The sequence below is a fragment of the Halomonas getboli genome, from assembly GCF_023094245.1.
GTDB lineage: Bacteria > Pseudomonadota > Gammaproteobacteria > Pseudomonadales > Halomonadaceae > Halomonas > Halomonas getboli.
Window position 1 is genome coordinate 561,086 of sequence record NZ_JALMEW010000001.1, and the last position, 23,153, is coordinate 584,238.

At 65.8% G+C, this 23,153-nt stretch carries 20 protein-coding genes; 11 read left to right on the plus strand and 9 right to left on the minus strand.

Annotated features, from left to right (window positions below; translation table 11 throughout):
* Nucleotides 1-1,967, plus strand: a 1,967-nt coding sequence (locus tag MYL53_RS02770; RefSeq protein WP_247851884.1) for a type I secretion C-terminal target domain-containing protein, incomplete at its 5' end; no start/stop codon positions are given.
* A gap of 103 nt (nucleotides 1,968-2,070) precedes the next feature.
* Entirely contained in the window at nucleotides 2,071-2,400 is a 330-nt protein-coding gene (locus tag MYL53_RS02775) for a tryptophan synthase subunit beta like protein (RefSeq protein WP_247851886.1), read from the plus strand.
* A gap of 81 nt (nucleotides 2,401-2,481) precedes the next feature.
* Here the strand turns inward: MYL53_RS02775 and MYL53_RS02780 are convergent, their stop codons facing one another.
* The 5 genes from MYL53_RS02780 to MYL53_RS02800 form a co-directional block, all read right to left on the minus strand.
* Nucleotides 2,482-4,398: a bifunctional diguanylate cyclase/phosphodiesterase gene (locus MYL53_RS02780; protein WP_247851888.1), complete on the minus strand. Its 1,917-nt coding sequence runs from the start codon at nucleotides 4,396-4,398 to the stop codon at nucleotides 2,482-2,484.
* 3 nt (nucleotides 4,399-4,401) lie between these two features.
* Nucleotides 4,402-5,118 (minus strand): transglutaminase-like cysteine peptidase, encoded by a 717-nt coding sequence (locus MYL53_RS02785; protein ID WP_247851889.1) that lies wholly within the window; start codon nucleotides 5,116-5,118, stop codon nucleotides 4,402-4,404.
* A gap of 87 nt (nucleotides 5,119-5,205) precedes the next feature.
* Entirely contained in the window at nucleotides 5,206-6,372 is a 1,167-nt protein-coding gene (locus MYL53_RS02790; RefSeq protein ID WP_247851891.1) for a cation diffusion facilitator family transporter, read from the minus strand.
* Nucleotides 6,373-6,425: 53 nt separating this feature from the next.
* Nucleotides 6,426-7,589, minus strand: a complete 1,164-nt coding sequence (locus tag MYL53_RS02795; RefSeq protein ID WP_247851893.1) for a 1-acyl-sn-glycerol-3-phosphate acyltransferase — start codon at nucleotides 7,587-7,589, stop codon at nucleotides 6,426-6,428.
* Between the two features lie 26 nt (nucleotides 7,590-7,615).
* Nucleotides 7,616-8,548: a recombination-associated protein RdgC gene (locus MYL53_RS02800; RefSeq protein WP_247851895.1), complete on the minus strand. Its 933-nt coding sequence runs from the start codon at nucleotides 8,546-8,548 to the stop codon at nucleotides 7,616-7,618.
* Nucleotides 8,549-8,704: 156 nt separating this feature from the next.
* Between MYL53_RS02800 and MYL53_RS02805 the strand changes: the two genes are divergently transcribed.
* From MYL53_RS02805 to MYL53_RS02840, 8 genes are all read left to right on the plus strand, one after another.
* Entirely contained in the window at nucleotides 8,705-9,124 is a 420-nt protein-coding gene (locus tag MYL53_RS02805; protein ID WP_247851897.1) for an acyl-CoA thioesterase, read from the plus strand.
* Between the two features lie 108 nt (nucleotides 9,125-9,232).
* Nucleotides 9,233-11,932, plus strand: a complete 2,700-nt coding sequence (gene gyrA, locus MYL53_RS02810) for a DNA gyrase subunit A (RefSeq protein WP_247851898.1) — start codon at nucleotides 9,233-9,235, stop codon at nucleotides 11,930-11,932.
* A 20-nt stretch (nucleotides 11,933-11,952) separates the two neighbouring features.
* Entirely contained in the window at nucleotides 11,953-13,056 is a 1,104-nt protein-coding gene (serC, locus tag MYL53_RS02815) for a 3-phosphoserine/phosphohydroxythreonine transaminase (RefSeq protein WP_247851900.1), read from the plus strand.
* Nucleotides 13,057-13,179: 123 nt separating this feature from the next.
* Complete coding sequence (gene pheA, locus MYL53_RS02820; protein WP_247851902.1) at nucleotides 13,180-14,271, plus strand: prephenate dehydratase; 1,092 nt, start codon at nucleotides 13,180-13,182, stop codon at nucleotides 14,269-14,271.
* Nucleotide 14,272: 1 nt separating this feature from the next.
* Nucleotides 14,273-16,555 carry a bifunctional prephenate dehydrogenase/3-phosphoshikimate 1-carboxyvinyltransferase gene (locus tag MYL53_RS02825; RefSeq protein WP_247851904.1) on the plus strand — a complete coding sequence of 761 codons (2,283 nt, stop codon included), beginning with the start codon at nucleotides 14,273-14,275 and terminating at the stop codon, nucleotides 16,553-16,555.
* Complete coding sequence (gene cmk, locus MYL53_RS02830; RefSeq protein ID WP_247851906.1) at nucleotides 16,552-17,241, plus strand: (d)CMP kinase; 690 nt, start codon at nucleotides 16,552-16,554, stop codon at nucleotides 17,239-17,241. The genes MYL53_RS02825 and cmk overlap by 4 nt, the downstream gene beginning before the upstream one ends.
* A gap of 176 nt (nucleotides 17,242-17,417) precedes the next feature.
* Entirely contained in the window at nucleotides 17,418-19,094 is a 1,677-nt protein-coding gene (gene rpsA, locus MYL53_RS02835; RefSeq protein ID WP_247851908.1) for a 30S ribosomal protein S1, read from the plus strand.
* Between the two features lie 288 nt (nucleotides 19,095-19,382).
* Nucleotides 19,383-19,763: a histone-like nucleoid-structuring protein, MvaT/MvaU family gene (locus MYL53_RS02840; protein WP_247851909.1), complete on the plus strand. Its 381-nt coding sequence runs from the start codon at nucleotides 19,383-19,385 to the stop codon at nucleotides 19,761-19,763.
* Between the two features lie 123 nt (nucleotides 19,764-19,886).
* Here the strand turns inward: MYL53_RS02840 and MYL53_RS02845 are convergent, their stop codons facing one another.
* A complete protein-coding gene (locus tag MYL53_RS02845; protein ID WP_247851911.1) occupies nucleotides 19,887-20,681 on the minus strand; it encodes a helix-turn-helix transcriptional regulator in 795 nt (264 codons plus the stop codon).
* A 360-nt stretch (nucleotides 20,682-21,041) separates the two neighbouring features.
* Between MYL53_RS02845 and MYL53_RS02850 the strand changes: the two genes are divergently transcribed.
* Nucleotides 21,042-21,320, plus strand: a complete 279-nt coding sequence (locus tag MYL53_RS02850) for a hypothetical protein (protein ID WP_247851913.1) — start codon at nucleotides 21,042-21,044, stop codon at nucleotides 21,318-21,320.
* Nucleotides 21,321-21,362: 42 nt separating this feature from the next.
* Here MYL53_RS02850 and MYL53_RS02855 read toward each other — a convergent pair whose 3' ends face one another.
* The 3 genes from MYL53_RS02855 to coaE are packed head-to-tail and all read right to left on the minus strand — an operon-like array spanning nucleotide 21,363 to nucleotide 23,144.
* The gene (locus tag MYL53_RS02855) at nucleotides 21,363-22,235 is read right to left on the minus strand and encodes a DNA replication terminus site-binding protein (protein WP_247851915.1); all 873 of its coding nucleotides are present in this window, start codon (nucleotides 22,233-22,235) and stop codon (nucleotides 21,363-21,365) included.
* 4 nt (nucleotides 22,236-22,239) lie between these two features.
* Nucleotides 22,240-22,470, minus strand: a complete 231-nt coding sequence (yacG, locus tag MYL53_RS02860) for a DNA gyrase inhibitor YacG (protein WP_247851917.1) — start codon at nucleotides 22,468-22,470, stop codon at nucleotides 22,240-22,242.
* Between the two features lie 44 nt (nucleotides 22,471-22,514).
* Nucleotides 22,515-23,144: a dephospho-CoA kinase gene (gene coaE, locus MYL53_RS02865; protein ID WP_247851918.1), complete on the minus strand. Its 630-nt coding sequence runs from the start codon at nucleotides 23,142-23,144 to the stop codon at nucleotides 22,515-22,517.
* Between the last annotated feature and the right edge of the window lie 9 nt (nucleotides 23,145-23,153).

Here is a 23,153-nt window from a genome sequence, read left to right on the forward strand (position 1 = left end):
ACACCCAGTCGTTCACCACCAGCTACGGCAACGACAGCGCCGGCACCCTGTCGCTGAGCGCGACCGGCGCCACCTGGGATGCCGCCAGCAACACCCTGACGGCCGACAACGGTGACTGGCAGATCGTCGTCAATGGCGACGGCACCTACACCGTGACCCAGCTGCAGGTGATGACGCATCCCGACGGCAGCGATCCGAACGACCCGATCACGGTCAACGTGACCGCCAGCATCACCGACAACGAAGGCGACCCGGCGACGGACGCCTTCACCGTCACCTTCCTGGATGACGGCCCGGTGGCAGTGGCTCCGGAAAATGCCTACCTGGTCAATACGGCTAATAATGCCCTTACGGGACTGCTGGATATTGATGGTCAGGTCGAGGATAACTATGGCGCCGACAGTTCGGGCACGGTTCGCTTCTCGGGTTCATTGAACGGAACCACGGCCTTGGATGCCGATGGTAATCCGCTGACGTCCGGCGGTCTGTCGATTACCTATAGTGTCTCGACAGATGGTCAGACATTGACAGCCTCGACGGTTGCAGGAGAAATCTTCACGATCGACCTGAGCGTCAATGACAGCGGTCAAGATACTTACGTTATCGAAATGTCGGGCACCGTGGATGGCGGGGCTAGCAGCATTGATTTCAGCGATGATAGCTATGACTTCATCGGTGGGAATGGCGCGTGGACGGGCTTCAATACCGCTGCCGATGACGATAGTCGTGACTTGTTGCTGACACCAATGGTCGATGGTTCCAGTGCGGGATCTGTCAATACCAATGCCAATGAAGGTGGGGTAAGTGACGGTAACTCACTTGGTGCTAACGAAGCGATGCGGATCGATTATGTCATCGATCTTAGTGGCACTCCTGTCAATGGAACGGACTATGAGGACGCTGGTGCCGATAACCATGTCTTCGATGGCCATTACCAGGTCAATGGGGCTGCGGCGACTTTTACCAAAACGTCTGGATCGACTGTCCTGTTCAAGGCTTTCGACGATGCCGATGGTGATAATGCGGTCGGCGATGGCACCCAAGACGATATCACCGCGGTTGGGATAAGCTTCGGGGGAGACTATGAGCTGGTAGCCTATAACGGTAGTGGCAGCCCATTCGTTGTCAACGTGGGAGGAGAGGACTTCAGCGTTGTTTTCGCGGAAAATGATGCTGGCAAGCTCGAGGCGAGCGTCGAAGGCATTGTCGGAGGGGCTCAGGTCGCGGTCTTCACTGCCGATGGCTATAACAGTATCGAGTATCACTATGCTGCGGGAAGTACCTTCAAGATCGGTGATTTCGGCACCACCGCAATTGAACCGGGTGGCTCAGTTGACTTGAGTGTGCCCATAGATGTGGTGGATGGCGACGGTGACGTTGCTGGCGGTAGCCTGGATGTGTTGCTGATGCCTGAAAGCACCCAGGATTATTCCGGTTCGAGCAGTGGCGTGGTGGAGAGTGCGTCGGATTCTGCCCCCGATATCATCGGCTCGGATCACGCCGACACCCTGACCGGCAACAGCGACAGCAATATTCTGATCGGTAATGATGGCAACGACACGATCAGCGGTGCCGCTGGCGACGATCTGCTGGTGGGTGGAGCCGGCGATGACCAGCTGACCGGCGGCCTCGGCGCAGACGTCTTCGCCTGGAATCTGGGCGATGAGGGCAGCAGCGCGAACCCCGCCGAGGACACGGTCACCGATTTCACGGAGGGTACTTTTGGAACGGATGCCGAGGCCGACAAGCTGGACCTGTCGGATCTGCTGTCCGGTATGCAGGATGGTGAGGATCTGTCCAGCTATATTCAGGCGACCGATGATGGCACCAATACGACCCTGCATATCAGCACCTCGGGTGATATGACATCAGGCGACGTCAGTGCCGCGGACCAAACCATCCAGCTGCAGAATGTGGTGACATCCGTGACCGATCTGCAGAACAGTGGCCAGCTCGATATCGAGTGAGTCCTGTTGCATCAGCCCACCGCTGCGCCCGGCTCACGCCGGGCGCATTGTTATGTTGGCAGGCCTGCTACTATGCAGTCAGCGACTCAAGGGAGAGTGAATCATGTACGTCCAGCGTGATGAGGAGGGCCATATCCAGCTGGTCAGCCGCGAGGAGACTCCGGTCTGCGTCGAGTTTCTCCCGGCGGACTCGCCCGAGCTGCTGGCGTTTCTGTCGGAAGGCGAGCCCGGCAAGGCACGCTTCCAGGCCTCGGACCTGGCCTTCGTGCGGGTGCTGGAGGATGTGATCGACCTGCTGATGGACAAGGGGGTGATCCGTTTCACCGAACTGCCCGAGGCGGCTCAGCAGAAGGTCATGGAGCGCCAGTCGCTGCGTCGTCGGCTCAATGGCCTGCATCTCGTCTCGGAGCGCGAGGACGACGACGTGATCTGAGTCTCGTCGCGGGCAGGAAGAAGAATCCCATGAACGCCGCCGGCCGAGTGCCGGCGGCGTGCGTTGAGGACCCGGAAGCGGTCAGAACCCGTTCTTGTCGTTGTGACGAATGCCCGGTCCGGTCACGCCGTCGAGGCCCAGCTCGAAGAGGGCGCGGGCTTCGTCATGGGTCTCGACGCCCTCGGCGATGGCCAGGGTGCCGAGCGAATGGCAGAGCGTGGCCATGCCGCGCAGTATCGTCTGTTGCTCGTGGCTTTGCGTGACGCCCCTGGCCAGGCTGCTGTCGATCTTCAGGTAGGCGAGCCCGAGATCGTGCAGATCGGCGATGCGGGTAAATTCTGCCCCGACGTGTTCGAGCCCCACCTTGCAGCCCAGGGGCTGGAGCGCCTTGCAAAGGGTGCGGAAATGCGCGAGATCCTGAATGGCCAGATTGCCGGGAATCTCCAGCCATAGCCGCCCGGCGGCCTCGGGGCGAGCACTGAGGCGTGCGCGCAGCTCCAGCGCGAAGTGGGCATCGCGCATCGATTCTCCGGACAGGTTGATGCCCACCGGCTGGTGACGTTGGGTAATGTCTTTCAGCGCGGCATCGACCACGGCCAGGTCCAGTTGTGTCGTCATGTCCAGGCGCGCGACCCAGGGAATGAACACGCCGGCGGCCTGCCACTGCCGATTGAGGCGCAGCCGCGACGGGCATTCGAAGTGCAGCAGCTTGCCGCCTTGGTCCAGCACCGGATAGTGGGCGAGATAGACACCTTCATCGAGAGCGCCTTGCAGTGCTTCTCGCCATTCGGCGTGGCTCTCGAACAGGCTCTTGGGCCGATGGCCGTCGAGGATGACCAGATCCTGCTGGCTCTGGGACTCGGCCATCGACAGGGCCCCGTCGAGGCTGGACAGCAGCGTGCCGCGCTGGTCGCCCTGGGCGTAGTGTACGAGGGCCCCGGGGAAGCGGATCACGGCATCGCGGGCCTCTGCCAAGGGCTTGAGTCCGACGCTCAGCTTCTGCCGCGCGAAAGCCATGTCGTCCAGCCTCGGCAGCAGCAGGGCGAAATCGCTGCCGTTGAGACGCCCCACCATGCCGCTGCCGTGCACCTGGGCCAACTGTTCCAGCATGGTGACGAGTTCCTTCAGCAGCGCATCGGCGCCGTCATGGCCCAGCTGCTCGTTGACCTGCCCCAGATGACTGATGCGGATCAGCGCCAGGGTGCCGCTGGCACGAAAGTCCTGACTCTCCAGATGGATCTGCAGCTGGGCGAGGAAGGCGTCGCGGTTCAGCGCGCCCGTCACGGCGTCATGCTGCAGGCGCCGGCGCAGGACGTCGAGCTGCTGGCTCTCGCGACCGAGCATGTCGCCAACGTCGTGGCTCAGCTGGTTCATGGCCTCGACCACGTCGCCCAGCTCGCGCGTGCGCGGTACGCGGGACGTCGTGAAGCGGCGCATGCCGATGTCCCTTGCCTGCTCGACGACGCGGTGCAGCGGCCGGCGGATCCCGCGAATCAGCCAGCCGCCGAGCAGCAGCCCGGCGAGACTGGCGACCCCGAACCAGCCGGCGAGCTTGAGGGTGCTTCGCCACAGCGAGCGATAGGCATAGCTGTTCTGACTCTCGACGGTCAGGGTGCCGAACTGCTGCCAGCCATCCTGGACCACCGCCACGCCGGGCGCGACCCGGAAGTCGACCAGCTGCACGAACCAGTCCGGCACGTCGCCGATGGCCTCGTCGGCCTGGCGTGACACCATGGGTTCTCCCGTGGGGCTGCGCAGCTCGATGCGACGGTAGTAGCCGGTGTCGAACTGGGCGGCGATCAGCAGCTCGACGGTGACGTCATCCTTGGGCATCTGGGTCATGGTCAGCGCCAGGGCGTTGGCGTTGTCGGCGTTCTTGATGCGCACCTCCTGCTCGATGTAGGCGCGGCTCGTGGTCACGCCGATGAACAGGCTGGCACCGAAGGACAGCAGCATGAGCCCGACGATGATCCACCACAGCTGCTTGATGAGTGACATGCGTTATCTCCCCTGGATGAATCCCTGCTGTCGCATGCGGTCGATGACGCTGCGCCACCGTGAAAGGCGCGCCACCGGATCGGCGCGCGACCGGCTGGAACCGCCGGCCCACAGGCCGCTGCCGTTGAAGCTGAACAGCGGGTCGAGGTCGGTGCGCTGGCCGGCGGGACGGATCGACGTCACCAGGTTGTCCAGTACCATGGGTTCCGCGCCGGGTGAGACGTAGTAGCCGAGCACCATGTGCGCCTGGGTGATGCGGCTGCGTCCGATGCGCGCCTTGACGTAGATGAGCCGCAGCATCGACTCGGGCACCTGCAGCTCGCGCAGTGACACGTACTTGGCGATGGTGAAGTCCTCGCAGTCGCCGGCGCCGCGGCCCAGCGTTTCGAGCGGCGTGGCCCAGTAGTCCTCCTGCCCCCAGATGGCGGGATCCTCGAGCCAGCGCACCCGGCGGTTGACGAAGTCGTTGACCTCACGCAGCTGCGTGTCGACGTCGGCGCCGCGCAGGCGCTCGAGCATGGCCAGCCATTCCTCGAGCGTCGAGACGCCCCCCGCGCCGTACTGCTGCCGCATGCTGTCGCGCAGACGGGCCCGGTCGAGGCCCGCCTGGGAGTCGGCGGTATGCAGGCCCAGCGCGCCGGCCGCCAGCAGGCCGCCCAGCAGGGCCAGGCAGCGGCGGCGGCCGGGTGATGCCGGGCGCGAGCGAGGAGTATCGGACATGACGTCCTGCGAAAGACGGATGATGCCCTGAATCTTAGGTGGGGGCCGACAAGTGAGAAAGCACTAATCTGCTAACGCAGCGGATGATCATGCGCGCCCCGGTCCCTGCCAGAGGCGCAGCCGGCCCAGCCAGTCGAGGCCATCCGCCGCGCGGCGTAGCTCGGCGGCGGCATCGTCCAGGTCGATGGCATCGGCAGGGGCATCGAGGTAGAGCGATACATCGATGCGGTCGTCCAGGTAGTGCAGATCGAGATCGACGCGGGCCCGCCAGGCCGGGGTGGTGCCCCAGGCATCATCGAGCAGCGTCTCGACATCGTCGCGCAGCGGCAGGCCGGGGCGCAGGCTGTGCTCGGTCTGCCCCTCGTCGTCCTCGGGATCGATATGGAAGGTGATGTCGGCCAGGTGCGGCATGGTTTCGCGCAGTCGTCGACTGACGGCATTGCCGATCTCGTGGGCTTCGGACACGGTGACCCGCGGCGGCACCACGATATGCAGGTCGAGCAGGGCATCGCCGGCGATGCGCCGGGTGCGCAGCTCGTGGACGCCGCGCACGCCCGGCACCGTCTCGGCGGTCCGCAGCAGCAGCGCCTGCTCGTCTTCGGGCAGGGCGGTGTCGATCAGCTCCTGGCTGGATTCCCACAGCAGGCGACCGCCGATCTGGCCGACCATCACGCCGACGACGATGGCGGCCACCGCGTCCATCCAGGCGAAGCCCAGCTGGGTCGCCACCAGGCCGACCAGCACCACCAGCGTGGACAGGGCATCGGAGCGCGAGTGCCAGGCGTTGGCCTCCAGCAGGCGCGAGCCGATGCGCCGGGCGGCGTGCATCGTGTAGTGGTAGATGGCTTCCTTGGCGAGCAGAGACACCACGGCGATGGCGATCGCCCAGGCGCCTGGTGCGGGAACCGCCTCGCCGCCGATCAGGCGGCCCAGGCTGGCCCAGGCGATGGCGCCGGCGACGAAGATCAGCACGCTGCCGAGCCATAGCGTGGCCAGGGTCTCGATGCGGCCGTGGCCGTAGGGGTGGCCGCGGTCGGGCGCCTGGCGCCCGAAGTGAGTGGCGGCCACCACGAAGATGTCGGTGAGGATGTCGGAGAAGGAGTGGATGCCGTCGGCGACCAGCGCCGCCGAGCCCACCATCAGGCCGGCGATGAGCTTGGCCATGCCGACCAGGAAGTCGACGACGGCGCCGATCAACGTGACCTTGTGGGCTTCCCGGGCCTGGCTGGCTCGTTGTTCGTGGCTCGGCGTCATCTGGCTCTCCTGTCGGCGATGGGGCAACAGTCCCTGTCGCCTCACAGCATACGCTAGCCGGCCTGGATCCTGCCGTGAACGTTGCGTACCGGGTTGGCGTACTGGGCCAGCCACCACTCGCGCAGTTCCGCCGGTACCTCGGCGAGGCGGGCCTGGAAGCGTGCGCGATCGGCGTCGGTGACCTCGCTCAGGTCGAGCAGCTCCGGGGCGTCGCCCAGGGCTTCGATGGCCAGATAGTGGCTGGGGAACAGATGGTAGCCGCCGAGCACCTGACGATCGATCTCCGCTGCCACCGCATCGGGGCTGTCGAAGTCGGCCGAGAGCGGGGTGCCGAAACGCAGATGAACGCGCCCCTTCTGGCCGGTGATGCCGGACACGATGGAGCGGATGTCCTCGAACTGCGTCTTGTCGTAGCCGCCGCTGGTGTGCACGGCGTGAAGCTCGCGGGCCTTCTGGATGTCGCAGGGGTCGTATTCGTAGCTGATCGACACCGGCACCACGCGCAGCTCGGCGATCGCCTCGCCGATGCCGGCATTGCGGTCCTCGCTGCGCCGGGCCATGGTCAGCATCTTGATGATCGCCGGGTCGGTGACGTCGATGCCGTTCTTGGCGCGTCCCTCGCGCTGGGCCATCCAGATCGAATGGTTGTCGCCGGTGATCGAGTGGCGAATATAGGCCGAGAGCTTCTGGTAGGCGGCCAGCATGGCGCGCTTGCCGCGGGCGCTGCGCGGCACGATGAAGCTCTTGTTGAGCCGCATCAGGTCGGTGACGTAGGGCTTCTGGAGCAGATTGTCGCCGATGGCGATGCGCACCGTATTGCGATCCGCCAGATAGAGGGCGTAGTTGACGAACGCCGGGTCCAGCGAGATGTCACGATGGTTGCCGATGAACAGGTAGGCGGTGTCGGGCTCCAGCTGCTCGAGGCCATCGACGCGAAAGTCGGTGGTCGAGTTGCGGATCATCCGCTGCATGTAGGAGGCGATGCGATCCTGGAAGCCGCGGATGGTGGTCACGCCGCGCACCTCGCGGCGCACCGCGGCGCTGGCGATGACGCGCGACAGCCGCGGCATCCACTTCGCCAGGCGCGGCAGGCGAAAGCGGGTCAGGGCGTCGAGCAGCTCCGGGTCCCGGGCGAGGCGCTCGAGCACCTCGGGCACTTCCTCGTCATGATAGGGACGAATCTCGGCCCAGGGGTCGTTGTCGTGTTGGTCTTGCATGGTGGTCATGAGCGCGGCCGTGTCGGTCAGGCGGAGGGTGTGGCCTGGCCGGCCTGGGCTTCACCGCCCAGCCAGGCCAGCAGACGCTCGATGCCATCGGCGAGCGCCTGGGTCATCAGCATGAAGTCGGTTTCTAGACGCACCAGGGCATCGTCGCCGTCATCGGTCTGGGAGGCCTCGTCGATCAGGGCGTCATCGAAGCGCAGCGACTTGATCGCCAGGTCGTCGTGGAGCACGAAGGTCAGCCGGCCCTCGAGGCCCAGCGCCATCTTGCTGGCCTGGCGTCCGCTCTCCAGCAGCTGCTGGATCTCGTCACTGTCGAGGTCGACCTGGCGGGCGCGCAGCACGCCGTCGTCGCCCTTGGCCTTGAGCTCGACCTGATCGCCGAGCGCCATGTCCTCCGGGCGCGTGGCAGCATCGCCGAGCCAGGTGGTCATGGCGCGCATCGGCAGGGTCTGGCTGGCCAGCGGGGTGACCTTGAGGCTGCCCAGGGTCTCGCGCAGCAGGTCCAGCAGTTCCTCCGCGCGCTTGCGGCTGCTGGTGTTGACGGCGATCAGGCCGCGCCGGGTATCCCACCACAGGTCGACCTTCTGGCTGCGCACGAAGGCGCGCGGCAGCAACTCCTCGTAGACCTGCTCCTTGAGCGTGAGCTTTTCCTGGCGGCGCAGCTTGCGGCTCTCGGCGGTCTCGATCGCCTCGACGCGCTCTTCCAGCTCTTCCTTGACCACGGCGGCCGGCAGCAGGCGTTCCTGGCGCAGAGCGGTGATCAGGCGCTGGCCCTGAAGCTCGTGCAGCAGCTGGGTGCCGGCGCGCCCGGCGGGGGCGCACCAGCCGAGGCGGCGCGCCTCACTGCCGCCCAGTGGGCGAAACGCCTGCTGTTCCAGCGCTTCCTCGAGACGGGCAGCGTCCAGCTCGGGCGCGTCGTGCAGGCGATAGAGATGCAAGTGCTTGAACCACATGAATGAAGCATTTCCTGGGCGAAAAGGAGGCACATTATGGCGAATGGGGCACGGGGGTGCCAGAGCGCTATTGGTCGCGCCTTCAAACTACTGTTTGAAGGCCGGCGGTGCGGCTGCCTAGAATCGACATCCGTCATTCATTTCCGGAGATGCCTCATGGACGATCCACGCTCCACCGTCTCGCTGCGCGTGCGCGGCTACCACCTCGACGGCTACGGCCACGTCAACAACGCCCGCTACCTGGAATTCCTGGAAGAAGGGCGCTGGAGCTTCTTCGACGAGCGCCCGGCGCTCGGCGAGGTCGTTCGCCGCGGCGAGGTGGCCTTCGTCGTGGTCAATCTCAACATCGACTATCGGCGAGCCGCCTCGGCCGGCGATGAGCTGCAGATCGTCACCGGGCTGGCCGAACTCGGCAGCCGCAGCGCCCGCATGCATCAGGAGGTGCTGCGGGCACGCGACGGCAAGGTCGTCGCCAGCGCCGACATCACCTTCGTGCTGCTGGACGTGGCCACCAACAGGGCGGTGAGCATCAGCGGGGAGCTGCGTGAGGCCCTGGCGCCGCTGGTCGTCGCATGATCGCTGCTTTGCGGCGTCCGGAGTGGTATGATGCCCGGCTGAAATGGCGCGCCGTCTCACGGCCAGACGGCGCGCCAACCTCTTGCAGTGCAAAGGATTCGACGACCCATGGGTGACATCGCCAGAGAGATTCTGCCAGTCAACATCGAGGACGAGCTCAAGCAGTCGTACCTCGATTACGCGATGAGCGTGATCATCGGCCGTGCGCTGCCCGACGTGCGCGATGGCTTGAAACCGGTCCACCGCCGCGTGCTCTACGCCATGCACGAGCTGGGCAACGACTGGAACAAGCCGTACAAGAAGTCGGCACGCGTCGTCGGCGATGTCATCGGTAAGTACCATCCCCACGGTGACAGCGCCGTCTACGACACCATCGTACGCATGGCCCAGGACTTCTCCATGCGCCACGTGCTGGTCGACGGCCAGGGCAACTTCGGCTCCATTGACGGCGACAACGCCGCCGCGATGCGTTACACCGAGGTGCGCATGGCCCGGCTCGCCCACGAGCTGATGGCCGACCTCGAGAAGGACACCGTCGACTGGGTCGACAACTACGACGGCACCGAGCGCATCCCCGACGTGCTGCCGACCAAGGTGCCGAACCTGCTGGTCAACGGCTCCTCGGGCATCGCCGTGGGCATGGCGACCAACATCCCGCCGCACAACATGACCGAGGTGATCGACGGCTGTCTGGCCCTGATCGACGATCACACCCTGACGGTCGACGACCTGATGGAGTACATCCCCGGCCCGGACTTTCCCACCGGCGGCATCATCAACGGCCGCGCCGGCATCCTCGAGGCCTATCGCACCGGTCGCGGGCGCATCTACGTGCGCGCCCGCCACACCATCGAGCACGACGAGAAGACCGGCCGCGACCACATCATCGTCACCGAGCTGCCGTACCAGGTGAACAAGGCGCGGCTGATCGAGAAGATCGCCGAGCTGGTCAAGGACAAGCGCATCGACGGCATCGCCGAGCTGCGCGACGAGTCCGACAAGGAAGGCCTGCGCGTCGTCATCGAGGTCAAGCGCGGCGAGTCCGGCGAGGTGGTGGTCAACAACCTCTTCGCCCAGACCCAGCTGCAGAACGTCTTCGGCATCAACATGGTGGCCCTCGAGGGCGGTGAGCCGCGCACGCACAACCTCAAGCAGGTGCTCGAGGCGTTCATCCGTCACCGTCGCGAGGTGGTGACCCGGCGCACCCTGTTCGAGCTCAGGAAGGCCCGCGAGCGCGGCCATATCCTCGAAGGCCTGACCGTCGCCATTTCCAACATCGACGAGGTGATCGAGCTGATCAAGGCCTCGCCGAACGCCGCCGAGGCCAAGGACAAGCTGCTCGGCCGCAGCTGGTCGCCGGGCCAGGTCACCGGCATGCTCGAGCGCGCCGGCGCCCATTCCTGCAAGCCCGAGGATCTGGAAGAAGGCTTCGGCCTCAACGACGCGGCCACCGAATATCGCCTCTCGCCGGCCCAGGCCCAGGCCATCCTCGAGCTGCGCCTGCATCGCCTGACCGGCCTCGAGACCGAGAAGCTGCTCGACGAGTACCTGAAGATCCTCGAGCGGATCGCCGAACTCACCGAGATCCTGGCCAGCGCCGAGCGCCTGCTGGAAGTGATCCGTGAGGAGCTGACCGCCGTGCGCGATCAGTTCGGCGAGCCGCGCCGCACCGAGATCCAGGCCAGCCACCTCGATCTGTCCATCGAGGACCTGATCGCCGAGGAAGACATGGTGGTCACCGTGTCCCGCTCCGGCTACGCCAAGACCCAGCCGCTGTCCGATTATCAGGCACAGCGCCGCGGCGGCCGCGGCAAGTCGGCCACGACGATGAAGGACGAGGACGTCATCGAGCATCTGCTGGTGGCCTCGACCCACGACACCGTGCTGCTGTTCTCCAACCGCGGCAAGGTCTACTGGCTCAAGGTCTACGAGATGCCGGCCGCCAGCCGCGGCTCGCGCGGCAAGCCGCTGGTCAACCTGCTGCCGCTGGACGAGGACGAGTCGATCAACGCCATCCTGCCGGTGCGCGACTACGACCCCGAGAGCTATATCTTCTTCGCCACCGCCAAGGGCACCGTCAAGCGCACCAGCCTGGAGCAGTTCTCCCGGCCGCGCAGTGTGGGCCTGATCGCCATCGAGCTGGAGGAAGACGACCGCCTGGTCGGCGCCGCCATCACCAGCGGCTCGGACCACGCCATGCTGCTGTCGTCCAACGGCAAGGCGATCCGCTTCGAGGAAAGCGACGTGCGCGCCATGGGGCGTACCGCCCGCGGCGTGCGCGGCATGAAACTGCTCGACGGCGCCGAGGTGATCAGCCTGATCATTCCGCAGAGCCAGCGCATCGACAGCGAAAACGAGGACGAAGCGGTCGAGAACGTCGAGGACGTGAACGGCAACGGCGGCCAGATCTATATCCTCACCGCCAGCGAGAACGGCTACGGCAAGCGCACCCGTCTCGAGGAATTCCCGCTGCGCGGCCGCGGTGGCCAGGGCGTCATCGCGATGCAGACCAGCGAGCGCAACGGCGCCCTGGTGGCGGCGATGCAGGTCTATGGCGCCGACGAGATGATGCTGATCACCGACCGCGGCACCCTGGTGCGGACCCGTGTCGATGAAGTGTCGATCAGCTCGCGTAACACCCAGGGCGTGATGCTGATTCGCCTGGGCGAGGCCGAGTCGCTGGTCAAGACGGTGCGCATCGACGAGCCCACGGAGGAAGAGGTAACGCCTGTCGAAAGTGAAGAGGGTGACGCCGACGACGCCGAGGCCGGCGGCGAACCGTCCGCTGCGGACGACGATCAGTCATAGAAAACGGAACGACGACGCTGATGACACGCCATTTCAACTTTTGCGCCGGCCCGGCCGCGCTGCCGCAGGTGGTGCTGGAACGGGCCCGTGACGAGCTGCTGGACTACCAGGGCCGCGGTCTCTCGGTGATGGAGATGAGTCACCGCTCGCCCGAGTTCGTGGCCATCGCCGAGCAGGCCGAGCGCGACCTGCGCGAGCTGCTGGTGATTCCCGACAACTATCGGGTGCTGTTCACCCAGGGTGGGGCGACGCTGCAGTTCGCCTCGGTGCCCTACAACCTGCTCGGCCAGGGCGGCAGCGCCAACTTCCTGCACACCGGGATCTGGGGCAAGAAGGCCATCGCCGAGGCGCGTCACCTGTTCGGTGCCGCGCCGGTGGTGGCCTCCAGCGAGGCCAGCGGGCACAGCGCCGTACCGCGTCAGGCCGACCTGGCGCTGAGCGATGACGCCGCCTACCTGCACTACACCGCCAACGAGACCATCGGCGGGCTCGAGTTCGATTACGTGCCCGAGGCGGTGCGCCCGGACGGCATCGAGGTGCCGCTGGTGTGCGACATGTCATCGAGCATCCTGTCCGGGCCGATCGACGTCTCGCGGTTCGGTGTCATCTATGCCGGTGCGCAGAAGAACATCGGACCGGCCGGCCTGACGCTGGTGATCGTGCGCGACGACCTGCTCGACCGGGCCTGTGCCCAGATGCCGAGCCTGATGGGCTACAAGGCGCTGGCCGAGGCCGGTTCCATGGTCAATACCCCGGCCACCTACGGCTGGTATCTGGCCGGGCTGGTGTTCCAGTGGCTCAAGCATGACATCGGTGGCCTGGCGGCCATGGACGCGATCAATGCGCGCAAGGCCGAGAAGCTCTATGCCGCCATCGACGGCAGCGACTTCTATTCGAACCCGATCGCCCGGATCAATCGCTCGCGGATGAACGTGCCTTTCGTGCTCGCCGACGACCGGCTCGACAAGGCCTTCCTGGCGGAAGCCGAACAGGCCGGCCTGTTGAACCTCAAGGGGCATCGCAGCGTCGGCGGCATGCGCGCGAGCCTCTACAACGCCGTGCCCGAGGCCGCCGTGGACGCGCTGGTCGACTTCATGGCCGACTTCGAGCGGCGCAAGGGCTGAAGTATGAGTGAGGAGTGAAGCGTAAGGAGTGAGGATGCAGGCATCGGGACCTCACTCCTTGCTCCTTACTCCTCACGCTCAAGCAAGACACCGGGCCTTGGCCCGAATAAGAAGGGAACCACCATGAGTGATACCCCCATCGATCTCGATTCGCTGCGTCAGCGAATCGATGAGCTGGACAGCGACATCCTGCGGTTGATCAGCGAGCGGGCGGAGTGTGCCCGCCGCGTGGCCGAGGTCAAGACCCAGGGCGATCCCAAGGCCGTGTTCTATCGGCCGGAGCGAGAGGCTCAGGTGCTGCGCCGGATCATGGAACTCAATCCCGGCCCCCTCGACGGCGAGGAGATGGCGCGGCTGTTCCGCGAGATCATGTCCGCCTGCCTGGCGCTGGAGCAGCCGGTCAAGGTGGCCTACCTGGGTCCGGAAGGTACCTTCACCCAGCAGGCGGCACTCAAGCACTTCGGCGAGAGCGCGGTCAGCCTGCCGATGGCCGCCATCGACGAGGTGTTCCGCGAGGTCGAGGCCGGCGCCGTCAACTACGGCGTGGTGCCGGTGGAGAACTCCACCGAGGGCGTGATCAACCACACCCTGGACTCCTTCATGGATTCCTGCATGCGCATCTGCGGCGAGGTGGTGCTGCGTATTCACCATCATCTGCTGGTGGGCGAGACCACGCGTCGCGACAAGGTCTCGCGTATCTACTCGCATCCGCAGTCCTTCGCCCAGTGCCGCAAGTGGCTGGATGCCCACTATCCCCACGCCGAGCGCATTCCGGTGTCGTCCAACGCCGAGGCTGCTCGCCTGGTGAAGACCGAGTGGCACAGCGCCGCCATTGCCGGCGACATGGCCGCCAAGCTCTACGGCCTGACGCGTCTGGCCGAGAAGATCGAGGATCGCCCGGACAATTCCACGCGTTTCCTGATCATCGGCAATCAGGACGTGCCGATGTCCGGCGAGGACAAGACTTCCATCGTGGTGGCCATGCGCAACCAGCCCGGCGCGCTGCACGACCTGCTCGAGCCCTTCCATCGCCATCAGATCGACCTGACGCGCCTGGAGACCCGTCCCTCGCGCAGCGGCGTGTGGAACTACGTGTTCTTCATCGACCTCAAGGGCCATCGCGACGAGCCGCGCGTGGCCGCCATGCTCGAGGAAGTGCAGGTGCGAGCCGCCGAGGTCAAGGTGTTGGGCTCCTACCCCCAGGGCGTGCTCTAGGATGCAGCGGACGGCACTACCCCGCCGTATCCTGATCGTCGGCCTCGGCCTGATCGGCGGCTCACTCGCTGCGGCACTCCGTGCCGCCGGCTTCGGGGCCGCTGAAAAGCGTGCCGAGATCCTGGCCTGTGACCCCGATGCCGACGAGATCGCCCGCGGCATCGAGATGGGCCTGATCGATCGCGGCGACACGCGTCTGGCCCCGCTGCTCGACGGCGTCGATCTGGTGGTGCTGGCGGTTCCGGTGCTGGCCATGCGTCAGGTGATGGAGGAGCTCGCGGCGGCGGACGTCGTCGCCAAGGGCGCGGTGGTCACCGACGTCGGTAGCACCAAGGGCGCCATCCGCGAGGCCGCCGAGGCGGTCTTCGGTCGCATGCCGCCGACGCTGGTGCTCGGCCATCCCATCGCCGGCTCCGAGAAGAGCGGTGTTGCCGCGTCCGATCCCGAGCTCTACGTCGGCCACAAGGTGATCCTGACGCCCGAGCCGACGACCGATCCCGAGGCCCTGACCCGGGTGCGAGCGCTGTGGGAAGCCGCCGGCGCCGAGGTGCTGGAGATGGGCGTGGAGCGCCATGACGAGGTGCTGGCTCGCACCAGCCATCTGCCGCACCTGCTGGCCTTCTCGCTGGTGGATACTCTGGCACGCCAGGACGAGCGCCTCGACATCTTCCGCTACGCCGCCGGCGGGTTTCGCGACTTCACGCGCATCGCCGGCAGCGACCCGGTGATGTGGCGCGACATCTTCGTCGCCAACCGCGACGCCGTGCTGCATGCTCTCGACGATTTTGAATCCGGTGTGGCCCGGCTGCGTGAGGCGGTCGAGCGCGGCGACACCGATGCCATGCTGGCGACCTTCGATCGCGCCAGCCATGCCCGACACTACTTCGATTCCCTGCTTAACCAGACCAGTTACCAGGCGGAATACCAGATGCAAGCACAAGACCAGCTGCGCTACCGGGTCAGCCCCGGCGGCGGCGTGACCGGGCGCATCCGCGTGCCCGGCGACAAGTCGATCTCCCATCGTTCGATCATGCTCGGCGCCCTGGCCGAAGGCGTGACCGAGGTCTCCGGCTTCCTGGAGGGCGAGGACAGCCTGGCCACCCTGCAGGCGTTCCGCGAGATGGGCGTGGCGATCGAAGGTCCCCACCAGGGGCGTGTCACCGTGCACGGCGTCGGCCTGCATGGCCTCAAGGCACCGGCCGGACCGCTCTACGTGGGCAACGCCGGCACGGCCATGCGCCTGTTCGCCGGGCTGCTGGCCGGCCAGGCCTTCGATACCGAGTTGACCGGCGATCACTCGCTGACCAAGCGCCCCATGGGGCGCGTTGCCGACCCGCTGCGCGAGATGGGTGCGGTGATCGAGACCGCCGAGGGCGGGCGTCCGCCGCTGAAGATCAAGGGCGGTCAGCCGCTCAAGGGCATCACCTACGACATGCCGATGGCCAGCGCCCAGGTGAAGTCCTGCCTACTGCTGGCCGGGCTCTACGCCGAGGGCGAGACCCGCGTGCGCGAGCCGGCGCCGACCCGCGATCACACCGAGCGCATGCTCAACGGCTTCGGCTACCAGGTCGAGCGCCAGGGCGACACCTGCTGGCTGCAGGGCGGCGGCGAGCTTTCCGCCGCGCCGATCGACGTGCCCTCCGATATTTCCTCGGCCACCTTCTTCCTGGTGGCGGCGGCCATCACCCCGGGCGCCGACCTGGTGCTCGAGCACGTGGGCATCAACCCGACGCGCATCGGCGTGATCAACATCCTCCAGCAGATGGGCGCCGACCTGCGCCTCGAGAACGAGCGCGAGGTGGGCGGCGAGCCGGTGGCCGACCTTCATATCCGCTACGCGCCGCTCAAGGGCATCGACATTCCGGTCGATCAGGTGCCGCTGGCCATCGACGAGTTTCCGGCGCTGTTCGTCGCCGCCGCCAACGCCGAGGGCACGACCCGGCTGCGCGAGGCCGCCGAGCTGCGCGTCAAGGAGTCCGACCGCCTCAAGGCCATGGCCGACGGCCTCACCGCGCTGGGGGTCGAGAATCGTCTCTTTGATGACGGCATCGACATCGTCGGGCGTGCCGAAGGGCAGGGCGGCGATGGCCCGAGCTACGGCGGCGGTCGCATCGACAGCCTGGGGGATCACCGCATCGCCATGGCCTTCACCGTGGCGGCGCTGCGCGCGTCCGACGAGATCGTCATCGACGACTGCGCCAACGTGGCGACGTCTTTTCCGGGCTTCGTGGACCTGGCGCGCCGCGTCGGACTGGCCCTCGAGGAAGAGCGGGAGGCCTCATGAGTGAACGGGCACCGGTACTGACCGTCGACGGCCCCGGCGGGGCCGGCAAGGGCACCATCAGCCGCCTGATTGCCGAACGGCTGGGCTGGCATCTGCTGGACAGCGGCGCGCTCTACCGCCTGACCGCCCTGGCCGCCGGCAAGCACGACGTGGCGCTGGACGACGAGCCGGCACTGGCGGCGATCGCCGAGGCGCTCGATGTGGTGTTCCTGGCCGAGGAGGGCGAGGCGCGCATCCTGCTCGAGGGCGAGGATGCCACGCGCACCATCCGCACCGAGCAGGTCGGCGACGCCGCCTCGCGCGTGGCCTCGCTGCCGACGGTGCGCGAGGCGCTGCTCAAGCGTCAGCGCGACTTCCGCCAGGCGCCCGGCCTGGTGGCCGACGGCCGCGACATGGGCACCGTGGTGTTCACCGACGCGCCGCTCAAGATCTTCCTCACTGCCAGCGCGGAGGAGCGGGCGCATCGCCGCCAGCGCCAGTTGCGAGAGGCAGGGGTGGATGCTAGTCTATCGAGTCTTCTCAAGGAGATTCAGGCACGCGATGCACGCGATATGCAGCGCAGCGTGGCCCCGCTCGTACCGGCTGACGACGCCATCGAGCTGGACACCACGAGCCTGACGATACCGGAAGTGGTGGATCGGCTGACGGAACTGCTGGCCCAGCGTGGCCTCGCCTCCGACACCTGAACTCCCTTGCGGCGCCCTCGGCAAGATGTGATGACGTGGTCGGGCACCTGAGTGTCCGTAAGCTCGGCCAGGTCGAACCAGCGCCAACATCCCCGAGGGCAGTCTGAAATGGCCCGTACTCGCTGGTGGTACGGAGGAGCGGCCCAGCCGCACAACGTTGATCACGTAGGAACATCATGAGCGAAAGCTTTGCTGAACTGTTTGAACAGTCTCTCCAGGACATCAACATGGAGCCGGGCGCCATCGTCGCGGCTGCCGTTGTCGACATCGAGGGTGACTGGGTCACCGTCAATGCCGGCCTGAAGTCCGAAGGTCAGATTCCCGCGGCCCAGTTCCGCGACGAGAACGGCGAACTCACCATCGCCGTTGGCGACGAAGTGCACGTCGCCCTGGAAGCCGTGGAAGACGGTTTCGGCGAGACCCGTCTGTCTCGCGAGAAGGCCAAGCGCGCCGAGGCCTGGAAGGTCCTGGAAGCCGCCTTCGAGAAGGAAGAGATCGTCAAGGGCGTGATCAACGGCAAGGTCAAGGGCGGCTTCACCGTCGACGTGGATTCCATCCGCGCCTTCCTGCCGGGTTCCCTGGTCGACGTGCGTCCGGTGCGCGACACCACGCACCTCGAGAACAAGGAACTGGACTTCAAGGTCATCAAGCTCGACCCGAAGCGCAACAACGTTGTAGTTTCCCGTCGTGCCGTTCTCGAAGCCGAGAACAGCGCCGAGCGTGAAGCCCTGCTCGCCACCCTGCAGGAAGGCCAGCAGATCGTCGGTATCGTCAAGAACCTGACCGACTACGGCGCGTTCGTCGACCTGGGCGGCGTCGATGGCCTGCTGCACATCACCGACATGGCCTGGAAGCGCATCAAGCATCCGAGCGAGATCGTGTCCGTGGGCGACGAAGTCACCGTCAAGGTGCTGAAGTTCGACCGCGAGCGCAACCGTGTCTCCCTGGGCCTGAAGCAGCTGGGCGAAGACCCGTGGGTCAACATCAAGGATCGTTACCCGGAAGGCACCAAGGTGCACGCCACCGTCACCAACCTCACCGACTATGGCTGCTTCGCCGAGCTGGAAGAGGGTGTCGAGGGCCTGGTTCACGTCTCCGAAATGGACTGGACCAACAAGAACATCCATCCGTCCAAGGTCGTCCAGGTGGGCGACGACGTGGACGTCATGGTGCTGGATATCGACGAAGAGCGTCGTCGTATCTCCCTGGGTATCAAGCAGTGCACCGCTAACCCGTGGGAAACCTTCAACGCCCAGTACAACAAGGGCGACCGCGTTGCCGGTACCATCAAGTCGATCACCGACTTCGGTATCTTCATCGGTCTGGAAGGCGGCATCGACGGCCTGGTTCACCTGTCCGACATCTCCTGGACCGAGACCGGCGAAGAAGCCGTTCGCAACTTCAAGAAGGGCGACGAAGCCGAAGCCGTCATCCTGTCCATCGATCCGGAGCGCGAGCGCATCTCTCTGGGTATCAAGCAGCTGGACAGCGATCCGGTCGCCGAGTACCTGGCCGTCAACGACAAGGGCTCCATCGTCACCGGTCGCGTGGTCGAGGTTGACGCCAAGGAAGCTCACGTCGAGCTGGCTACCGACGTCGTGGCCGTGCTCAAGGCCTCCGAGATCAGCGCCGACCGCGTCGAAGATGCGCGCAACGTGCTGAACGAAGGCGATAGCGTCGAAGCCCGCATCGTCGGTGTCGATCGCAAGAACCGTCAGATCAGCCTGTCCGTGAAGGCCAAGGATCAGGACGACACGCGTCGCAACATGACCAAGCTGCGCGAGCAGTCTGTCGATCAGGATGGTCCGACCACCATCGGCGACCTGATCAAACAGCAGATGGGTCAGGACTAAGATTCGGGGCGTTTGCCCATCCAGCGAATCTTGGCAAGACAAAAGGCGCCGCCCGAAAGGGCGGCGCCTTTTTTTGAGCCTTTCGGATAAAGTCTGGTCGACGATCGAAGTTGATAGGGGAGTCTGGTGTTTCTTTCAAATATTAAAAATAGTTAAAGTAATATATGACATGTCGGTTGGTGAGTTATGCAGTTGGCGAGACTATATCTTCCTGAGTTGCGTAATATGCCAATAGACGCAATAATAATTGCGCATCCCCCCTGGACTTCCCGAATAAGGATTGACGAGATGTCATCACTGCTCAGCAACTACATGCAGAAAGAACAGCAGCTCAAGCAACTCCAGAGCGAACTCGAGCGCCTGGAAAATGATGAGCGGCTGAAGGCCGAGATCGAGTTCAAGACAAAACTCGAAGCGCTGATGAAAGAGTTCGACAAGAGCGCCAACGACGTCATCGAGCTGCTGAATCCGAAGCCCGGCAGCGCTGCTCCCAAGGCGGCCGCCTCCAGTGCTGGTGGCCGTCGCAAGCGCAAGCTGAAGATTTACAAGAACCCGCAGACCGGTGAAGTGGTCGAGACGCGCGGGGGCAACCACAAGACGCTGAAGGCCTGGAAGGAAGAGTTTGGCGCCGAGACCGTGGAATCCTGGCTGGTGCGCACCGAGGACTGATCTCGGCTCTCTCGGCAGCCCTCGACTCGGACCCGGGTCCAGGGTGTCTGAACGGCGCCGACGGCATCTGTATTCGCTCGGCTGATGAACGCCGCTCCTGCTGGAGCGGCGTTTCTGTTGCGATCATGATAGTGGCAGGTGAAGTTCCAGGCGGTCATGGTTCTGAAGCAGCAGGGGAGGTGCACCGCTGAGCGCTTCGCCATGCCCGGAGACGCCACGACACGCCATGTAAAGCACCGCGGCGTCCAGCTGGCTGACATGTTCCAGAATGACGCAGGCGTGGCGCTCGGCGGGCATGTCGAGCAGCCTGAAGGCCGGCGGGAGCGCCAGGGTGGTGCTGCCGGCCTTCAATTGCATGCCCAGATCGAGGCGTGGCAAGGCGCCTTCCAGCGGCCGATCGTGAACGATGGCCAGGGGCGTGGCCTTTTCCAGGCGAGCGGGCAGTGCCTCGGCGCCAGGGGTCCGGCGGAGCCAGTCGCGGAGGTCGTCGCGAATGCGGGAAGGGCGGTAAAGACGCGTCAGAACCGCCTTGCGAGGCGGCAGCTCCCGAATCTGATAAGAGAAATCGGCCACCTCATTCAACTGGCGCTTGAGCGTGGTGCGCAGCGACTGTCGGTAGCGTCGCGGGGGTTGCCCGTAGTGGCGCTGGAAGGCGCGCGAAAAGGCAGAATGATTCTGATATCCGCAGCTTCCGGCGATCTGGTTGATATTGCTCGAGGTATGAATCAGCAGCCGTGCCGCTTTCTCGAGGCGCAGCCGGTCGCGATAGGCGCCCGGCGATAGTCCGAAATAATTCCGGAAACGGCGTCTTATCTGGGACGATGAATAGCCCATCTTCCGAGCCAGTGCATCGATTCCCTCCTGACTGCCCATGGTGTCCTGCAGCCAAATTTCCGCGCGCATCATGTCCTGGCACATGGCCTTCCCCCCGTACTGCGTTGTTCCCTGTGCCTTGCTTGATGCCGATGTGGCGTCTCGTTGCCGACGGCGAGCAGATCTTTTGCCGGAACGTCTAACGTGTGGCGGTTGGTGTCGTTTTAAGGGGCCACGTGGTTTGTTTTATGCCGCCTAATGGGGGGCGAAGGCAAATTTGCCTTGGGGTATTGATCGTTTCGGCACATTATGGCGACGAAAGCCCCGGGAGAGGTGCTTGCGCGTGAGCAGATGGGTATACTTTCGTGGGCACTCCGCCCGGTCATGGCCAGCGCCTATTTCCTTCCTCGGCCAGGGCCTGGAATCGATTGGTCAAGAATGAAACAGCACAATTCTCGAAAGCCCATGGATGAGCGCGAAAAGCTGCGCAGGTTCCGTGAACTCGACGATGCCTTTGCGGCAGCCTTGCGCGAACTCGACAGTCCCGATACGGCACCGGATATTCCTACGGGGCCTCCCGTTCGCTCTCTCGAGGAGCAGGAAACGGATCGGGTCGACAGCGAAGAAAGCCGTCAGCGCGCCTTCGAACGCCGTCTCCGGGATCTGATGCACGACTATGCCCTGCCGGAAGCCAGCGTCAGCGACCTTCTCCAGACGCTGCAGGCACTCGGGCGTCTCGCCTGAGTGCCTCGCTTGAGGCGCCTGACCCAGGAACAGGCGCGGCCGTCAGCGGCGATAGCGATAGACCCTGATACTCGGGAGCAGCGGCTCCTGCTCCAGCCGCTCGTCGCGGCGGCGTGCGCGTGTGCGCGTCTGTGGCGGGTGGGCGGGGGGCAGGTTGTGATCCGGCAGGCGGCCGTCGTCGCTCGGCACGAACAGCGGCAGCGCCACGTTCATGGCCTGGCGGCGGTGGCCGTCCTCCAGCGGTTCGCGAAAGAACAGGTTGGCCCGCATCAGCGGCGCCTGGGCCTGGACCTGGGCCAGCGGCTCGCCGTCCGGAAGGCCGGCCAGCTGCCGTAGCTGAATGCGCACATGGGGCGCGTCGGTATCGAGGGCCAGCAGTTTCTGTTCGGCCTCGCGCACGCTCAGCCGCTTGATCGAACGCCCGCTCGCATACCAGGCGAGGCGCACCCGCGCCACCGGCGCCGCGGCCAGCGGAACGGCTCGCCAGCTCTGCTTGAGATGCAGCCTCGCCAGGCCGCTGCCGCGCAGGTGGGTATGCAGCTCGGGATGGCGAAAGGGCAGTACCGCCTTGATCTCGGGCAGCAGCGACGGCTGCTCTTGCCGAATCTGGCCCAGCAGGCGGGAAAAGGCCTGCTTGGCCGCGTTGACCTGATGCACGCGTTCCATCACCGCCGGTGAGGCGGCGACCAGGCCCACATGGCTGCGCGTGCTGCGTCCGTCCTGGCCGTCCTGATACCAGAAGTCCAGCAGTGCCTCCTGCAGCCAGTCGGCATCGGCCGTCTCGCGGCCGAAGGCCCAGGTCCGGCTGCCTTCGCGACGGCAGTCGGCGACCAAGGCCTGGCTGGCGTCGACCACGGCATCGAAGGCCGCCTCGAGGCGGGCCAGCAGCTGGTACTCGGGAGCCGCAGCGCCCATGGGCTCAGACGCCGCCGTCGCGGTCGGCGCGGGCCAGCAGAGCGTCGATATCGGTCTCGTCCATGGCCGGCTCGCCGGCGATGCGATGGGATTCGTCGGCCCAGGCGCCCAGGTCGAGCAGGCGGCAGCGCTTGCTGCAGAAGGGACGGTAGGGGTTGTCCTCGCTCCAGGCCACCTTGGTGCGGCACTGGGGGCAGGCGACCTCGAGGGGGCGCTGGGACTCGGCTTGGCTCATGGGGTCTCTCTCGGAACGTCGAAGGCAGGGAAAAGCATGACGAATCAGCGCGTCGGGGGCAATCCGGCAAGCACGCGATAGCGCCGGTCCAGCTCGGCGACCCGCGCGGCCAGGCCGGCCTCGTCGGTGGCATTGTCGAGCACGTCGTCGGCGCGGTCCAGGCGCGTCTGGCGCGGCATCTGGGCGGCGACGATGGCACGGGCCTGGGCGTCGTCGACGTCGTCGCGGGCGGCGGTGCGCTCGACCTGCAGCGCCTCCGGCACGTCGATGACCAGCACCCGGTCGACCAGCGCGTCCTGGCCGGACTCGAACAGCAGCGGCGACACCAGCAGCGCATAGGGGGCCGGGCCGGCGCGGAAGTCGGCCAGTCGCTCGAGCAGGCGCTCGCGGATGCGCGGGTGGGTCTGGGCTTCCAGCCAGCGCCGCTCGCCCTCGTCGGCGAACACGATCTCGCGCAGCGCGCGGCGATCCAGCCGGCCGTCGGCCTGCAGCACGCGCCCGCCGAAACGCTCGGCGATGGCGGCCAGGACCGGCTCGCCGGGCTCGACCACCTCGCGGGCCACGTCGTCGGCATCCACCCAGGGAATGTCGTGGGCGGCGAAGGCGCGGGCCACGGTGGACTTGCCGGAGGCAATGCCGCCGGTCACGCCGATGATCAGGGTCGTGTCGCTCATCTCTCTCGT

Coding starts and splice junctions, on each gene's coding strand:
- rpsA (WP_247851908.1), top strand. CDS start 17,418: ATGAGCGAAAGCTTTGCTGAACTGTTTGAACAGTCTCTCCAGGACATC.
- MYL53_RS02840 (WP_247851909.1), top strand. CDS start 19,383: ATGTCATCACTGCTCAGCAACTACATGCAGAAAGAACAGCAGCTCAAG.
- MYL53_RS02850 (WP_247851913.1), top strand. CDS start 21,042: ATGGATGAGCGCGAAAAGCTGCGCAGGTTCCGTGAACTCGACGATGCC.
- MYL53_RS02825 (WP_247851904.1), top strand. CDS start 14,273: ATGCAGCGGACGGCACTACCCCGCCGTATCCTGATCGTCGGCCTCGGC.
- pheA (WP_247851902.1), top strand. CDS start 13,180: ATGAGTGATACCCCCATCGATCTCGATTCGCTGCGTCAGCGAATCGAT.
- MYL53_RS02845 (WP_247851911.1), bottom strand. CDS start 20,681: ATGTGCCAGGACATGATGCGCGCGGAAATTTGGCTGCAGGACACCATG.
- serC (WP_247851900.1), top strand. CDS start 11,953: ATGACACGCCATTTCAACTTTTGCGCCGGCCCGGCCGCGCTGCCGCAG.
- gyrA (WP_247851898.1), top strand. CDS start 9,233: ATGGGTGACATCGCCAGAGAGATTCTGCCAGTCAACATCGAGGACGAG.
- MYL53_RS02805 (WP_247851897.1), top strand. CDS start 8,705: ATGGACGATCCACGCTCCACCGTCTCGCTGCGCGTGCGCGGCTACCAC.
- MYL53_RS02855 (WP_247851915.1), bottom strand. CDS start 22,235: ATGGGCGCTGCGGCTCCCGAGTACCAGCTGCTGGCCCGCCTCGAGGCG.
- MYL53_RS02780 (WP_247851888.1), bottom strand. CDS start 4,398: ATGTCACTCATCAAGCAGCTGTGGTGGATCATCGTCGGGCTCATGCTG.
- MYL53_RS02800 (WP_247851895.1), bottom strand. CDS start 8,548: ATGTGGTTCAAGCACTTGCATCTCTATCGCCTGCACGACGCGCCCGAG.
- MYL53_RS02795 (WP_247851893.1), bottom strand. CDS start 7,589: ATGCAAGACCAACACGACAACGACCCCTGGGCCGAGATTCGTCCCTAT.
- MYL53_RS02790 (WP_247851891.1), bottom strand. CDS start 6,372: ATGACGCCGAGCCACGAACAACGAGCCAGCCAGGCCCGGGAAGCCCAC.
- MYL53_RS02785 (WP_247851889.1), bottom strand. CDS start 5,118: ATGTCCGATACTCCTCGCTCGCGCCCGGCATCACCCGGCCGCCGCCGC.
- MYL53_RS02775 (WP_247851886.1), top strand. CDS start 2,071: ATGTACGTCCAGCGTGATGAGGAGGGCCATATCCAGCTGGTCAGCCGC.
- cmk (WP_247851906.1), top strand. CDS start 16,552: ATGAGTGAACGGGCACCGGTACTGACCGTCGACGGCCCCGGCGGGGCC.
- coaE (WP_247851918.1), bottom strand. CDS start 23,144: ATGAGCGACACGACCCTGATCATCGGCGTGACCGGCGGCATTGCCTCC.
- yacG (WP_247851917.1), bottom strand. CDS start 22,470: ATGAGCCAAGCCGAGTCCCAGCGCCCCCTCGAGGTCGCCTGCCCCCAG.